The sequence below is a fragment of the Persicitalea sp. genome (assembly GCF_041751555.1).
Taxonomy (GTDB): domain Bacteria; phylum Bacteroidota; class Bacteroidia; order Cytophagales; family Spirosomataceae; genus Persicitalea.
Map to the genome: position 1 here is coordinate 1 of NZ_JBGSXF010000120.1, position 13,452 is coordinate 13,452.

Below are 13,452 nucleotides of genomic sequence, written 5' to 3' on the forward strand. Positions count from 1 at the left end.
ATGTATTACCCCTGATTTTACCTTACAGATTTATCGACCATTTATACCAACACCGCATCGGTTGCTTTTTGTACTTTCCCATTACGTTCTGTTTTTCTACTTTTCCATTTCATTTTCATCGGCCCGCTCCGCTGGTGGGCCTGGTTTGGCGTGAGGTAGTCGCAGCTAGCGTGGGGACGATTGCTGTTGTAATACCTGATGGCTTTACCAGTCTCACGCTTGGCGTGGTCGCTGGAAAAGAAGGTGCGGCCGAGCGAGAACTCCTCCTTCAAAGTGCGGTTTACCCGCTCAGCCATAGCATTTTCATAGGGGTCGTATTGCTCGGTCATACTTATGCGTATCCCTTTGTTTTTCAGTCTCTTGGTATACTCCTTGGAACAATACTGGACCCCGCGATCTGAGTGGTGGATCAAATCTATTTCCCCTTTCCCATTCAGCCCTTCGATAGCCTTGGCAAGTGCTTCGAGTGGGCCATGGGTCTGCAAGGATTCGTGAACTGACCAGCCTACTATTTTGCGCGAATAGGCATCCGTAATTAGACTCAGGTAGACGAACCCGCTTGTCAAAGTCAGGTAGGTAATGTCCGACACCCATACCTGATTCGGCTTCGTTACTTCTTTCTCTTTCAATAGATTAGGGTAGAGGCGAAAGTTGTGCCGGGAGCAGGTTGTAGTCGCCTTCCGAGACTTGCGCTGAATCATCAAGCCATTGTCCCTCAGTATGTTCATGAACTTGTCCCGACCAATTTTTATCCCCTTCAATTCCAACCAGTCCTTCAACTGAAAGTACAGCTTTTCGGCCCCAACCTTGTGATGGTGCTCTCTGATCAGCTGCACCTGAGCCACGATCGCTTCTGTTTCGACCGTGCTTTTGTCATTCCGTTTGTGTGCTTCGTACCACGATTGGCGGCTATACCCAAACAGGTCGCACAAGGACTGAATACCGACCAGCGGGTGCTGGCAACTCAGCCGACTTACCGTTTGGGCCCAGGCTTTTTTCTAATCGGCACTTTGTATTGGTTCTCAGCGATGTCGATCATTATCTCCAAGCCCTCATTCTTTAATTTGAGCTTATTTATTTCCTTTTCAGAGGCTGCCAGTCGCTGCCGCAGGATTTTCAGTTGATCCGATTCACTTCTCATAGACAGGTCTGTTTTGTTGGAAAACCATCGCCTCAAGCGGCAGCGGGCGTAACGACGATGCCAAGCTCTGAGTGAAGTTCGCACGGTCCGCCGCGCGGAAATTCTTAATTCGTCCAGCAGTTGCCGCTCAGAAAATATTCCTGATCGGCATAGTTCGACAACCTGAGCCTGTAGTTTTCGGTTTTTATGATTTTTCCTGATTGTAATCAAGTCCCTTACTTTCATAATCTTACAGTGGTTGTGTAAGGCTATTTCAGGGCAATACAATATGTTTTATAATTTATATTATGTTAAATAGATATTTTAATAATTAAGCACCCTATTCAGAGTGCTTAATTGTTAATCAATTACTGTGCTTCTATACACTCCACTTTCTTACCTTCAAATTGGGCAAGGACATTATTTAAAGTTTCCAACGTATCAATAGCTTCCTGTGCATCTGGCTTGGCCTTTACGGCTTTGTCAAAGTAAGGCTTAGCTTTCTTAAACTTACCACACACGCGGCCTTCCACTTCCTTACCCGTTTTTTGGTACTGTTGCATATCCATATTATCCACTTCGCGCTTCAACTCAACAGCTTCGTTGAAATAGATTACGCCAAGGTTGAACAAAGCGTCGTAGTTCTCCGGCTCAGCCGTCAGTGCTTTTTCGTAACTACCCAGAATCTCCTTCTTGGTGTCATCATATTTTGCCTGCAAGTCTGCCAGTTCTTTTTCGGCGGTAGCTTTATCACTGCTATTGGCTTTTTGGGCAGCGGCCTTCATATCGGCCTCGTACTTAGAGAGTCTGGATTGCGAGTCGTCGCGGGATGCAGTCACTTCATCTAACTGGCGCTTGAGGTCGGCGTTCTTAGGTTGCTTGTTCTTCAACGCGGTGATACGCTTGATCTCACCCTCGTAGATACCCAGTTTGTCTTTCTCGTCGGCCAACTGCTTTTTCATTTGCTCCATTTGACCACCCGATGATCCAATCTTATCCTTCAGGTCACGCATCTGCTGCGCTCTCTTAATGTTGATATTGTCGTAAAGGATGCCCAGGTTTACGAGGTTGGTAACATTAGATGGATCCTTTGCCGTCAAATCCTGTAACTGCTTGATCGCCATGTCCTCGTTACCGGATGCTAAGTGAATGTTGACAATCTCGGATTTCAAATCCTTGTTGTCAGGGCTTTGCGCTAAGCCTCTTTCCAGCGTGTTGATCGCCTTGTCAAATTTCTCATCAGCACGATAGAGCTGAGCCAGTCCGTAGTACACACTTGGGTCTTTACCACCATTGGTAATATACTTCTCGAACTCTTCCACCGCGACATCTTTCTTGTCGGCTTGCTGGGCAGCAATACCACCGTACAAGGTAGCAAGCGTATCCTTTTGGTTGATCTCCTGCGCCATACGGAAAAGTTTGAGCGCACTTTCCATGTCCTGACCCTGGTACTGCTCGGCTCCCTGCTTTACAAAAGCATTATACAAGTTGCCTTCTGTTCCGGCTAGGATGTCACTTGCCTGCTTGGACAAACGTCCGGCAGCTCCCTTTTTATTGACATCTAATTCGATGACTTTCTTATAAGCCTCGTAAGCTGTCATGACCGCACCCGAATCCAATGAGCTGTAATTCAAGGCAATGTTCTGATAGGCTTCTGCCCGCTCCATCCAGGTCGCAGCTTTGGCCGCGTCTTTGTCGTCTGTGATATCTTTATCACTTTTCTCTTTGGTCTTCTGCGCCTCCTTCAGCATCGCCTCGTCTACAGCGGTGTTCTGGGCCATGGACAGACCACCGAAAAGGCTCAGTCCGATTACAAAAATTATCTTTTTCATATTTATTTGATTGATTGGTTAAGAATTATCGATTTTGATTAGGTTAAAAATTTGTTAAAAAATCATTCCGTAACTTCGGAATCTAAGGCATCATCGTCAGAATCAGGTGTATGACTGTCGCTTTCCGTTGCTTGGCCATTCAGTGCAGTAGTGTCCGTAATAACAGTTCCCTCCTCCCCTGCTGCTGCTTCCTCCTCCTCTTTCAGTATTCGGGTTACAGAAGATATCTCGTCTGAATTATTCAAACGGATAAGTTTCACTCCCTGGGTATTGCGACCCGCTTCGCGAATATCGGTCACACTCATGCGGATAGCAATACCGTTGCGGGTAATAATCATCAGATCGTCGTCCTCGGTCACTCCGCGAATGGCCACCAGCTTACCGACCTTCTCGGTAGTCTTCAAAGTAGTCACGCCCTTGCCACCGCGCTTGGTCACGCGGTAATCTTCGACAGGCGACCGCTTGCCGAAACCATTTTCGGAAACCACCAGCAATTGTGCGTCCTCGCGGTTGATACAAACCATACCGATCGCTTTCAGATCAGGGCTGTCTTTCAGGTTTATCCCGCGCACACCAGCGGCAGTTCGGCCCATGGGTCTGACGCCGCCTTCATTAAAGCGCACGGCGCGGCCCGCACTCTGGGCAATGATAATATCATTATCGCCGTTGGTCAGTGCTACGTCTAGTAGCCTGTCACCATCCTTGACGGAAATGGCAATGATGCCATTCTGGCGGGGACGAGAGTACGCTTCGAGCAGGGTCTTTTTGATGATCCCATCCTGCGTACACATAATAATGTAGTTGTTATTGATGTAATCCTCGTCAGTCAGCGTCTTGACGTTGATGACCGCGCGGATAGAATCGCCCGACTCTATGCTAATTAAGTTCTGAATCGGCCGACCTTTGGAAGTCTTGGCACCTTCGGGTACTTCATAGACTTTCAGCCAGAATAGTTTTCCGTATTCCGTGAAAATCATGAGGTAGTTGAGCATCGTAGCCGAGAAGAGGTGTTCGGTAAAATCCTCATCCTTAGTCTTTACTCCCCTCGCTCCTACCCCACCCCGCGTTTGGGTACGGTACTCTTGCAACGGCGTCCGCTTGATATAGCCTTCGCTGGAAATGGTAATAAGCATTTCCTCGTCGGCAATCATGTCTTCGTCGCTGAATTCCTCAGCGGCGTACTCGATCACGGTGCGGCGGTCGTCGCCGTAGCGCTCGCGCACATCAGCGAGTTCGAGTTTGATGATCTCGAATTTTCGGAAATCCTTAGCCAGAATATCCCGGAGATCGGTAATCAGAGCCATGATTTCCTCGTATTCCTTGATAATCTTATCCCTTTCAAGTCCGGTCAGACGCTGGAGACGAAGTTCCAATATGGCCTTAGCCTGAATTTCAGAAAGTTGGAATTGCTCGATCAGACCCGTACGAGCTTCTTCCGGGTCTTTAGCGCTGCGAATCAGGTTGATGACCGCGTCCAGATTATCAAGTGCAATCAGCAAGCCTTCCAAGATATGCGCCCGCTTTTCGGCTTCGCGCAATTCGTACTCGGTACGGCGCGTCACGACTACCACGCGGTGATCGACGTAATGCCGGATAAGATCCTTCAAATTCAGGATCATCGGGCGACCTTTAACCAGGGCCACGTTGTTGACCCCAAAGCTCGTTTGGAGAGGCGTATATTTATATAGGTGATTGAGGACGATATTGGGAATGGCGTCTTTTTTCAAATCAAAGACTATCCGCATTCCGTCGCGGTCCGACTCATCGCGCAAATCGGAAATCCCGTCCAGTTTCTTGTCGTTGATCAGGCCGGCGATGCGTTCGATCATGTTGGCCTTATTGGTCATGTACGGAATCTCGGTCACGATAATCCGCTCCCGACCCGTCTTGCTGATCTCCATGTTGGTCTTGGCCCGAATAATGACCCGTCCCCTCCCCGTCTCTAGGGCCGAGCGAACGCCCTGATAACCGTAGATCGTGCCGCCCGTCGGAAAGTCCGGGGCTTTGACGTACTCCATCAGTTCGGGAATGGTAATCTCGTTGTTGTCAATGTAGGCGACCACGCCGTCGATGACCTCGCGCAGGTTGTGCGGGGCCATGTTAGTGGCCATACCCACAGCGATTCCCGAGGAACCATTAACTAATAAGTTAGGGAACTTGGCGGGAAGTACCGAGGGCTCTTGCAGAGAGTCGTCGAAGTTAGGCTGAAAATCGACCGTTTCTTTATTGATGTCGTTCAGCAATTCGTCAGCAATACGCTTCAAACGAGCTTCGGTATAACGCATAGCAGCGGGCGAATCGCCATCCACCGAACCGAAGTTACCCTGTCCGTCCACGAGCATGTAGCGGAGCGACCAGGGCTGGGCCATACGAACCATGGTATCATACACCGAAGAGTCGCCGTGCGGGTGGTACTTACCCAGTACCTCGCCGACGATTCTTGCCGATTTCTTGTGTGCTTTATTATAGTTAACCCCGAGGTCCGACATACCGTAGAGTACACGGCGGTGGACGGGCTTCAGCCCGTCGCGGACATCGGGGAGAGCGCGGGAAATAATGACCGACATTGAATAATCAATGTAGGCCCCCCGCATTTCATCCTCTATATTGATGGGGATGATATTACCAGTGTTAGTTTCTGCCATAAAGGGAGTACCGAATCAACGAATTTAGTTTTAGGAGTAATAAAATATACGGTGGTTTAAAATACGCACCACAGCATACGGTATAAAGAGTCAAATTTCGTCATTTTTCGGCTTTTGCCCAAATATTTGCTTGTCCAGACACCGTTATATTTACCCTCCGGGTGACTTATACCTCGAAATCACCCTAAAAACCTTCCATAATGCCCCTCCTGCTCACTTTTGCGGCGATTCTGTGCCTTGTTCTGCTTATTGCATGGCTCAAACTGGACACCTTCATTTCCTTTCTTTTAGTGTCTATCGGGTTGGGGTTGGCCAGCGGACTGGACGTAAGCCAAATTGCGACGGCGGTGCAAAAGGGCGTCGGCGGTACACTGGGTGAACTTGTATTAATCGTGGGCTTCGGCGCGATGCTGGGTAAGCTGGTAGCTGACAGCGGCGCGGCGCAACGCATTACGGATGCGTTGATCGGTTTATTTGGCACCAAAAACATTCAGTGGGGCTTGGCGCTGGCGGGTTTTGTGATCGGAATTCCATTATTTTACAATGCCGGGTTCGTGATTGTGGTTCCGCTTATATTTATGATCGCCTCCTCGGCCAAACTACCTTTGTTGTACGTGGGGATTCCGATGTTGTCGGCCCTTTCGGTAGCCCACGGCTATTTGCCCCCTCACCCCTCCCCTTCTGCCATCGCTACGCAGCTCAACGCCGATTTGGGTAAGACGCTTTTGTACGGGTTGATCGTAGCAGTTCCCGCCATAGCCGTAGCTGGACCAATATTCGGGCGTACGCTCAAACGCTTTAATCCAAAGCCTGACCCGCTACTGTTCGACGTGAAACCTCGCCCCGCCAACGAATTGCCCAGTCTGGGCATTAGCGCGGTGGCTGCTCTGCTGCCTGTTTTTCTCTTAACGGGAATGTCAGGAATAAATAAGCTTTTTCCCGGCTACGCTTTCATCGAAATCCTGGCCGACCCGAGTTTCAGCATGTTGGTGTCGGTACTATTTGCCGCTTACGTGCTAGGCATTCGGCGCGGTATGGATATGCGGAGCATCACTAAGTCGATGGAAGAAGCTTTCAAGGGCGTGGCGATGATTCTGCTAATCATCGCCGGAGCGGGCGTGTTCAAGCAAATCATGACCGAAAGCGGCGTGAGTCAGTACATCGCCGAAGGCTTGAAGGGCGTGGACATTTCGCCCATCGTGCTGAGTTGGGGCATCGCGGCCATTATCCGCGTCTGCGTAGGTTCGGCCACGGTCGCCGGGCTGACGACGGTCGGCATCCTGGCCCCGTTGCTGATGCAAAGTACCGTCGCCCCGGAACTCATCGTACTGGCCATCGGGGCGGGTAGTTTGATGTTCTCTCATCTGAACGACGGCGGTTTTTGGCTCTATAAAGAGTACTTTAACCTTAGCATCAAGGAAACGCTGCTTACCTGGTCGGTGATGGAAAGTATTGTTTCCGTTGTGGGGTTGCTGGGCGTTTTGGCATTGAGCATATTTGTTTAACATGGTAGAGACGCCGATTTATCGCGTCTAACTGGCGCCAGCCAACGACGAGAAAGGAACAGAATCACGGTTAATTAGCCGCAATAGCATGAATATAAAAAAAGTATTTCTTGCGTTCATTTTCCTAACAGCGGTAAACATGGCCATAGCGCAGGTACCCGGCCGCTGGGAAGGAACGGCCGAGGTCAACGGCAAACCGCTGCTCGTCGCGTTTAATGTTTCAGATGCTGGGGCGGGTAGTTTTTCGACCACAATGGATGTGCCCGCGCAGGGAGCCAAAGCATTGCCCTGCGATGAAACTAAGGTCGAGGGTGACAGCATTTTTATTTCTATAAAAATGATTGGAGGCCGCTACGCGGGGAGGTTCGACGCTACTCGATCAGCCACTACGGGCGCATTGCAGCAGGGGAAAAAACTCAATACTCCGCTCGACCTGAAACGGACGGGCGACGCCGTCGCGCTGGATCGCCCGCAAACGCCCAAGCCGCCTTTTCCCTATAAAAGCGAAGAGGTAGAGTACGACAGCCCCGACAAAACCGTCCACCTGGGCGCGACGCTTACGACGCCAAAAGGTGAGGGGCCGTTTCCTGTCGCCTTGCTTATCACGGGCAGCAGTTTGCAGGATCGCGACGAAAGCATCATGGGCCACAAGCCCTTTCTGGTCATTGCCGATTACCTTACCCGGCGCGGCATCGCCGTGCTGCGCGTGGACGACCGGAACATGGGAAAATCCACGGGGCCAGCCAAAGCTACCTCGGCCGACTATGCCCAGGACGCCATGATGAGTCTGGATTTTTTGCGAAAAAGAAAAGGCATCGACCCGAAGCGAATTGGGATTATCGGCCACAGCGAAGGCGGAATGATCGCCCAGATTGTGAACACTGCACGGCCTAAGGATTTGGCATTCATCGTATCGCTGGCGGGACCGGGCGAACCGATCCTTGACCTGATGGCCCAGCAGAATACAGCTAACCTCAAAAGCATGAAAGTTCACGATTCAGTCGCCGAGGGCTATGGGGCAATGATGCGCAGCATGATGGAGGCGGCTTCTTCCGAAAAAGACTCCGCGGCCCTCGATCTTAAAATCACCGAAGCGCTTAGCACCTGGCGCAGCAGCGTCATGCCGGGGGTATTCACTACGCTGACGGGGATCACAGATGAAGCGACCGAGCGACAATTTGTGGGTACCATAATGAAAACGCTGCGCGATCCCTGGATGAATTACTTTATCGGCTATGACCCGACGCAAAATTTATCCAGGATAAAATGTCCGGTGCTGGCCATCAATGGAGCAAAGGACATTCAGGTAATGGCCAAATCCAATTTGGCAGGTTGGGAGACTGTGAAAAAAAATGGCAATAAGGACGTCACCACCAAAGCAATGCCCGGCCTTAACCACCTCTTCCAACATTGCGACAAATGCACGGTGGCTGAGTACGAGGTACTGACGGAAACGTTTTCACCCGAAGTTTTAAAAATTATGGGCGATTGGCTGACGGAGAAAGTACTACGGTAGTTGTTCTCAGGCCTCGCTCACCATTGGCATTTGGTGGTTGAAAGTTTCGTCCTCCAACTGCTTCACCAGAAAATCCGACAGATCGGCTCTCGTCAACTTCATGCCCGAGTTGACACCCACCCAGCCCACGCGGTACTTGCCCGTGGCCGGGTCGTTGGTCAGGCGGGGACCGCGCACGACGACCCATTTCAGGCCGCTGTCTTTCAGAATTTCGACGTGCTTGACAGCATCGTTCAGGACTTTTGAAAAGAAAATGCTCATAATGAAGCGGAAGGCTTTGTCGGGGAATTTGGGCTCATCTTTCTCGGGATAAGGCACCCCACCGCCCGACAGTGAAATAACCCGTTCCACGCCGTGTCTCTTCATAGCAGCCACGATGTGGCGAGTGGCGTCCGTTTGTAGCCATTCCGGCGAACCATCGACGTGGCCGATGAGGCTGACGACGATGTCGGTATCGGCGATGGTTTTTCCGACATCGTTAAGATTCAGCACATCTCCTTGGATAATTTCCAGACGGTCAGACTGTTGGGTGACTTTCTCGGGGCTGCGCACTACGGCCTTGACGCTGTAGCCCGCTGCCAGGGCTTTTTGCAAAAAGGGCTGTCCGGTTTGTCCCGTAGCTCCGAATAAGGCTATTTTTTTCATGGATGGTAGGTTAAAATTGAGGGGTGTGTTTACTTTGCCATAGCACAAAGCTTGCGGTCGGTACTAGAAAACCAGGGGTTTGGGCAGAAGTTTTGACGGAGTGCTTTTTAACTCAAAAAAAATTCATTAAATTTCTCTAAACCAAAAGGTTATGAAAAACGATAATTTAGACAAAGTCCCCTCGCTCGACCTGCACGACTTCACTTCGGGCGATCCCGACATGAAAGCCCAATTCGTCGCCGACCTCGGCGCTGCCTTCAACACCATCGGCTTCGTGGCCATCAAGAACCACGGCCTTACCGACGAAATGCGCACGAAGTTGTACGAAGTGGTAAAGCGGTTCTTCTCCCTGCCGGAGGAAGAAAAGAGAAAATACGAACATGAAGAACTTTTCGGCCAGCGAGGCTATATCGGCAAAGGCAAAGAAACCGCGAAGGGATTCAAAGTGGCCGATTTGAAGGAGTTCTACCATGTCGGCCAGCCAGAACCACCGGAGGGCATGGCCGGGAATGTGTTTCCCGAAAATATGCCAGCGTTCGAGGCTTACACTACCCTGGTGTACCGAACTTTCGAAAATACCGGACGGACGCTGTTACAAGCCCTGGCGCTGTACCTCGATCTACCCGAATTTTATTTCGACGACAAAGTCGAGCAAGGCGACAGCATCCTGCGGGCTTTGCATTACTTCCCGATTCTCGATCCCGACGCCTTGCCCAAAGACGCAGTAAGGGCGGCAGCGCACGGCGACATTAATCTTATCACACTACTGATGGGAGCCAGCGCCGAGGGACTGGAAGTACTTCGCCGGGATGGCGTGTGGATTCCCATCACGGCCCTGCCCGATCAGATCGTGGTCAACGTGGGTGATATGCTCGACCGCCTGACCAATCACAAACTCAAATCAACCATTCATCGGGTGGTCAATCCACCGCGCGAGAAGATGAGTTCTTCCCGTTATTCGATTCCTTTTTTTATGCACCCACGTGGCGATATGGATTTGAGCTGCCTAGGTAACTGTGTGGACGCTGACCATCCCAAAATGTACGTGGATATGACGGCGGGAGAATTCTTGGATGAAAGGTTGCGGGAGTTGGGGCTGAAAAAATAGTTGACGCTGGACAGGGGATAGTTGACAGCGGTTTTGATTGCGTTTGTGTCGTATAGCTGGACTTATTACCTTGACGCAGCTTTCCTCCGGTTTATGCGTCGCATTCGGTATTACATTTTCCTGAAAGATGTTCTCGTTCTGGCCTTCACCGCTTTTGGCGGGCCGCAGGTGCATTTGGTCATGATGCTGGATTTGCTCGTCATCAAGCGAAGGTACCTCACGGAAGAAGAACTACTTGAATTGCAGGCCCTCTGCCAAATTCTGCCCGGCCCCACTTCCACACAGACGATCACCGCTCTTGGTTTCAAAATCGGCGGGCCGGGACTGGCCTACCTCACGGTGCTGGTGTGGTCGCTGCCCGCCATGACGCTGATGACGCTGGCGGCACTTGCCATTTATTTTCTGGAAAGGAGAAATATTTCACTGGAATTCGCCCGCTTCGTGGGACCGATGGCCGTCGCTTTGCTGATGCACGGTGGCTACCGCATCGCCCGGCGCGTGATTCGCGACCAACAGGGTTGGCTATTGCTCATTGCCTCGGCAATAGTGGCCTACCTCTTCCCCTCGCCGTTTATGACGCCCGCCGTGATCATTCTAGGTGGTGTCATCGCCTCGCTCAACTACCGTCAGCAGCCGCGCATGGAAAAGACCCGGCTGCAAATCAACTGGTCAAATTTCATATTGTGGATCAGCGTGTTGGTGGGGGCGGCAGTACTGGGAGCCTTGACGCAGTCGCTACCCGTACGGCTGTTCGAGAATTTCTACCGGAACGGTAGCTTGGTCTTCGGCGGTGGGCAAGTACTTATCCCGATGCTGTACAATGAGTTCGTAGAGTTCAAGCACTACCTCACGCAGGAGGAATTTCTAACAGGCATGGCGCTCACGCAGGTAGTTCCCGGCCCGGTGTTCTCAATCTCGACCTATGTCGGCGCGATGTCCATGCAGCATCAGGGAGTAAGCGGGCAGATCGTCGGGGCACTGGTGGCAACAGTTGGAATTTTCCTGCCGGGTACTTTCTTAATTTTCTTTGTGTATCGCTTCTGGGATCAGCTCAAAAAGTACCGGGGCGTGCGGGCGTCTTTGCAAGGCGTCCACGCCACGAGCGTCGGCCTGACGCTGGCAGCGGCGGCCACGCTCTTCGTGCCGATGGCTACGAGTTGGGTGCCGCTTGTGACGGTATTGGGTACTTTGGCTTTGCTTTTTTTTACTAAACTTCCGCCTTATGTATTGATTCTGGGCGGGTTGATTTTAGGGATATTTTTGGGCTGAGAGAAGATGTGCGTATCTACCATATCCTCTTGATTGTTCGATTTTCCAAATACTGGTCGAAGACCTCGTCACCGCTAACAATGTCCATGCCTTCCACCAGTAACTGAGCAACGATGAGGCGATCAAATGGGTCTTTGTGATGAAAAGGCAGATTCCGCAGTGGAAAAGTGTGTTCAATCCTGATCGGCAGAATGTCCATATCGTTCTCCCATACCAGCCTTTCCAAATTCTCCATCGACAACTCCATGCGGAGTTTGCCGATGCTGATTTTGATGGCGATTTCCCAAAAACTCGCCACGCTCAAGAATTTCCCAATGACCGGGTCTTCGATTTTAACAGTAGCTTCATCACTCAGGTTGTCGCTACCGTCGAAGAACCAAATCAAAGTATGGGTGTCGAGCAGCAAATTCATTCGGGCATATAGTCTTTGAAATCATCCAACGGAGCATCAAAATCGTCCGACATGTGGAATTTACCCTTAGCGCATCCGAACCTGGGCTTCCTTTCCAAGCCGCTTTGCTCTTCGGCAATTTGTCGGGCCAGTAGGCCATCGAGATAGTCAAGCAAATCTTGCTTGAGTTGCTGGGAGTGGAGTAGCGATAGCTTTGAATGTATTTCCTGGTCAGCCATAAGTATTATTTTAGGGTGTAAACGCCCAGTTGGCTCTATTGGTTTCGCAATACCTCTTTCAAAAGTCCCCTCGCTGACTTTCTACTTGCCCCGCCGTATGAGGGCTTTGAGTTCGGCCATTTCCTCCCGCAGAAGTTTGACCTCAGCGTTGGTATCAGCCAACTTCTCTATTTCTTGCTGTTGCACCTCATTCCTCTTCTCCAACTCCACCACGTACAGCGTCAACTCCTCGATTTTCTCCAACAGTTTGGCGTTGAAAGCCGTACTCTTCATGCCCTCGGCTACCATCGCTGCCGCCGAAGGTACCCCCGGCAGGTGCTTGTTCTTTTTGACGAAAGCCTCCACCTCATCCAATGGTTGCAGCGCGTAGCCCTCTTCAAACACCTTGTCCGACCAGTCGGCCACGTGGGCTACCTGCACGCGCGGCTGGCTAAGTACGAGCCTACCGCTTTGATTCACCGACAGGAATTGCCCGGCCTGAGGCTGATAGGCACTTAGGAGGCCGGGAATTTGCACGGCCGATTCGGAACTCCCCAACACCAGTGTCTTCTCGGCATCGGCGGGAAGCTCCGCCCCCAGGCCCAGCGCCAGGCTCTCGTGTTCGTTGAAGTGTAGGAAGGGCTGGCCTTTGAGCATCATCGAATTGTCGTAGGCCACATAGTTGATGTTCCCCCGGATAGTAAGGCGCTGGTTGGGGTAGGCCGTGCCGATGCCGACTTTGACGTTGGAAGTGTCGCCAAGTACCAGGCCGTTGTTAACGGCGACCAAGGCTCGATAGCCCAAGGCCGTGGCGCGCTCGAGGTTGGCTTTGTTTGGCCCTGTGGCATCGGCGTAGGTGCCAAAGAAGGAGTTGTTGTCTCCGGTCGTGTTGGCTAACCCGGACTGAGTACCCGTGAAGGAGTTCCTGTTTCCAGTCGTGTTGTAGTACCCGGCCTGTAAACCTGTGAAGGAGTTGTAGCCACCGGTCGTGTTGTTGTATCCGGCAAAAGTCCCCATGAAAGAGTTATCGAATCCGGTCGTGTTGCTACGCCCGGCCTGATAACCCGTGAAGGTATTTTCGCCGCCGGTTGTGTTGTAGTACCCGGCATAGTAACCCGTGAATGAGTTACGCGATCCGACGGTGTTGCTGTATCCGGCCTGAAAACCTGTGAAGGAGTTATCGAATCCGGTCGTGTTGCTGCG

Annotated in this window: 12 protein-coding genes; 4 read left to right on the top strand and 8 right to left on the bottom strand. The window is 51.3% G+C overall.

The features are described from left to right. Positions 1-41 precede the first annotated feature (41 nt). The 4 genes from ACEW8P_RS04055 to gyrA all read right to left on the bottom strand — a co-directional run bounded on the left by ACEW8P_RS04055 (position 42) and on the right by gyrA (position 5,597). A complete protein-coding gene (locus tag ACEW8P_RS04055) occupies positions 42-968 on the bottom strand; it encodes an IS3 family transposase (RefSeq protein WP_373511842.1) in 927 nt (308 codons plus the stop codon). A 5-nt stretch (positions 969-973) separates the two neighbouring features. Next, complete coding sequence (locus ACEW8P_RS04060) at positions 974-1,141, bottom strand: hypothetical protein (RefSeq protein ID WP_373511831.1); 168 nt, start codon at positions 1,139-1,141, stop codon at positions 974-976. Between the two features lie 347 nt (positions 1,142-1,488). Then, positions 1,489-2,952 (bottom strand): tetratricopeptide repeat protein, encoded by a 1,464-nt coding sequence (locus ACEW8P_RS04065; RefSeq protein ID WP_373511832.1) that lies wholly within the window; start codon positions 2,950-2,952, stop codon positions 1,489-1,491. 62 nt (positions 2,953-3,014) lie between these two features. Next, complete coding sequence (gyrA, locus tag ACEW8P_RS04070) at positions 3,015-5,597, bottom strand: DNA gyrase subunit A (RefSeq protein WP_373511833.1); 2,583 nt, start codon at positions 5,595-5,597, stop codon at positions 3,015-3,017. A gap of 200 nt (positions 5,598-5,797) precedes the next feature. Between gyrA and ACEW8P_RS04075 the strand changes: the two genes are divergently transcribed. Further along, complete coding sequence (locus tag ACEW8P_RS04075; RefSeq protein WP_373511834.1) at positions 5,798-7,102, top strand: gluconate:H+ symporter; 1,305 nt, start codon at positions 5,798-5,800, stop codon at positions 7,100-7,102. Between the two features lie 88 nt (positions 7,103-7,190). Continuing rightward, complete coding sequence (locus ACEW8P_RS04080) at positions 7,191-8,618, top strand: alpha/beta hydrolase family protein (RefSeq protein ID WP_373511835.1); 1,428 nt, start codon at positions 7,191-7,193, stop codon at positions 8,616-8,618. A gap of 6 nt (positions 8,619-8,624) precedes the next feature. Here the strand turns inward: ACEW8P_RS04080 and ACEW8P_RS04085 are convergent, their stop codons facing one another. After that, complete coding sequence (locus ACEW8P_RS04085; protein WP_373511836.1) at positions 8,625-9,263, bottom strand: NAD(P)-dependent oxidoreductase; 639 nt, start codon at positions 9,261-9,263, stop codon at positions 8,625-8,627. 151 nt (positions 9,264-9,414) lie between these two features. Here ACEW8P_RS04085 and ACEW8P_RS04090 point away from each other — a divergent pair, with 151 nt between their 5' ends. After that, positions 9,415-10,371: an isopenicillin N synthase family dioxygenase gene (locus ACEW8P_RS04090; protein WP_373511837.1), complete on the top strand. Its 957-nt coding sequence runs from the start codon at positions 9,415-9,417 to the stop codon at positions 10,369-10,371. A 93-nt stretch (positions 10,372-10,464) separates the two neighbouring features. After that, positions 10,465-11,640 carry a chromate efflux transporter gene (gene chrA, locus ACEW8P_RS04095; RefSeq protein WP_373511838.1) on the top strand — a complete coding sequence of 392 codons (1,176 nt, stop codon included), beginning with the start codon at positions 10,465-10,467 and terminating at the stop codon, positions 11,638-11,640. A 16-nt stretch (positions 11,641-11,656) separates the two neighbouring features. Here the strand turns inward: chrA and ACEW8P_RS04100 are convergent, their stop codons facing one another. The 3 genes from ACEW8P_RS04100 to ACEW8P_RS04110 form a co-directional block, all read right to left on the bottom strand. Further along, positions 11,657-12,052 carry a type II toxin-antitoxin system VapC family toxin gene (locus ACEW8P_RS04100; RefSeq protein ID WP_373511839.1) on the bottom strand — a complete coding sequence of 132 codons (396 nt, stop codon included), beginning with the start codon at positions 12,050-12,052 and terminating at the stop codon, positions 11,657-11,659. Then, on the bottom strand, positions 12,049-12,270 hold the full coding sequence (locus tag ACEW8P_RS04105) for a DUF2281 domain-containing protein (protein ID WP_373511840.1): 222 nt from the start codon (positions 12,268-12,270) through the stop codon (positions 12,049-12,051). The genes ACEW8P_RS04100 and ACEW8P_RS04105 overlap by 4 nt, the downstream gene beginning before the upstream one ends. Positions 12,271-12,351: 81 nt before the next feature. After that, positions 12,352-13,452, bottom strand: a 1,101-nt coding sequence (locus tag ACEW8P_RS04110) for a bZIP transcription factor (protein ID WP_373511841.1), incomplete at its 5' end; no start/stop codon positions are given.

What these genes read in the sequence shown, in the direction of transcription:
- ACEW8P_RS04060 (WP_373511831.1), bottom strand. Translation starts at nt 1,141, where the DNA reads ATGAGAAGTGAATCGGATCAACTGAAAATCCTGCGGCAGCGACTGGCA.
- ACEW8P_RS04065 (WP_373511832.1), bottom strand. Translation starts at nt 2,952, where the DNA reads ATGAAAAAGATAATTTTTGTAATCGGACTGAGCCTTTTCGGTGGTCTG.
- gyrA (WP_373511833.1), bottom strand. Translation starts at nt 5,597, where the DNA reads ATGGCAGAAACTAACACTGGTAATATCATCCCCATCAATATAGAGGAT.
- ACEW8P_RS04075 (WP_373511834.1), top strand. Translation starts at nt 5,798, where the DNA reads ATGCCCCTCCTGCTCACTTTTGCGGCGATTCTGTGCCTTGTTCTGCTT.
- ACEW8P_RS04080 (WP_373511835.1), top strand. Translation starts at nt 7,191, where the DNA reads ATGAATATAAAAAAAGTATTTCTTGCGTTCATTTTCCTAACAGCGGTA.
- ACEW8P_RS04085 (WP_373511836.1), bottom strand. Translation starts at nt 9,263, where the DNA reads ATGAAAAAAATAGCCTTATTCGGAGCTACGGGACAAACCGGACAGCCC.
- ACEW8P_RS04090 (WP_373511837.1), top strand. Translation starts at nt 9,415, where the DNA reads ATGAAAAACGATAATTTAGACAAAGTCCCCTCGCTCGACCTGCACGAC.
- chrA (WP_373511838.1), top strand. Translation starts at nt 10,465, where the DNA reads ATGCGTCGCATTCGGTATTACATTTTCCTGAAAGATGTTCTCGTTCTG.
- ACEW8P_RS04100 (WP_373511839.1), bottom strand. Translation starts at nt 12,052, where the DNA reads ATGAATTTGCTGCTCGACACCCATACTTTGATTTGGTTCTTCGACGGT.
- ACEW8P_RS04105 (WP_373511840.1), bottom strand. Translation starts at nt 12,270, where the DNA reads ATGGCTGACCAGGAAATACATTCAAAGCTATCGCTACTCCACTCCCAG.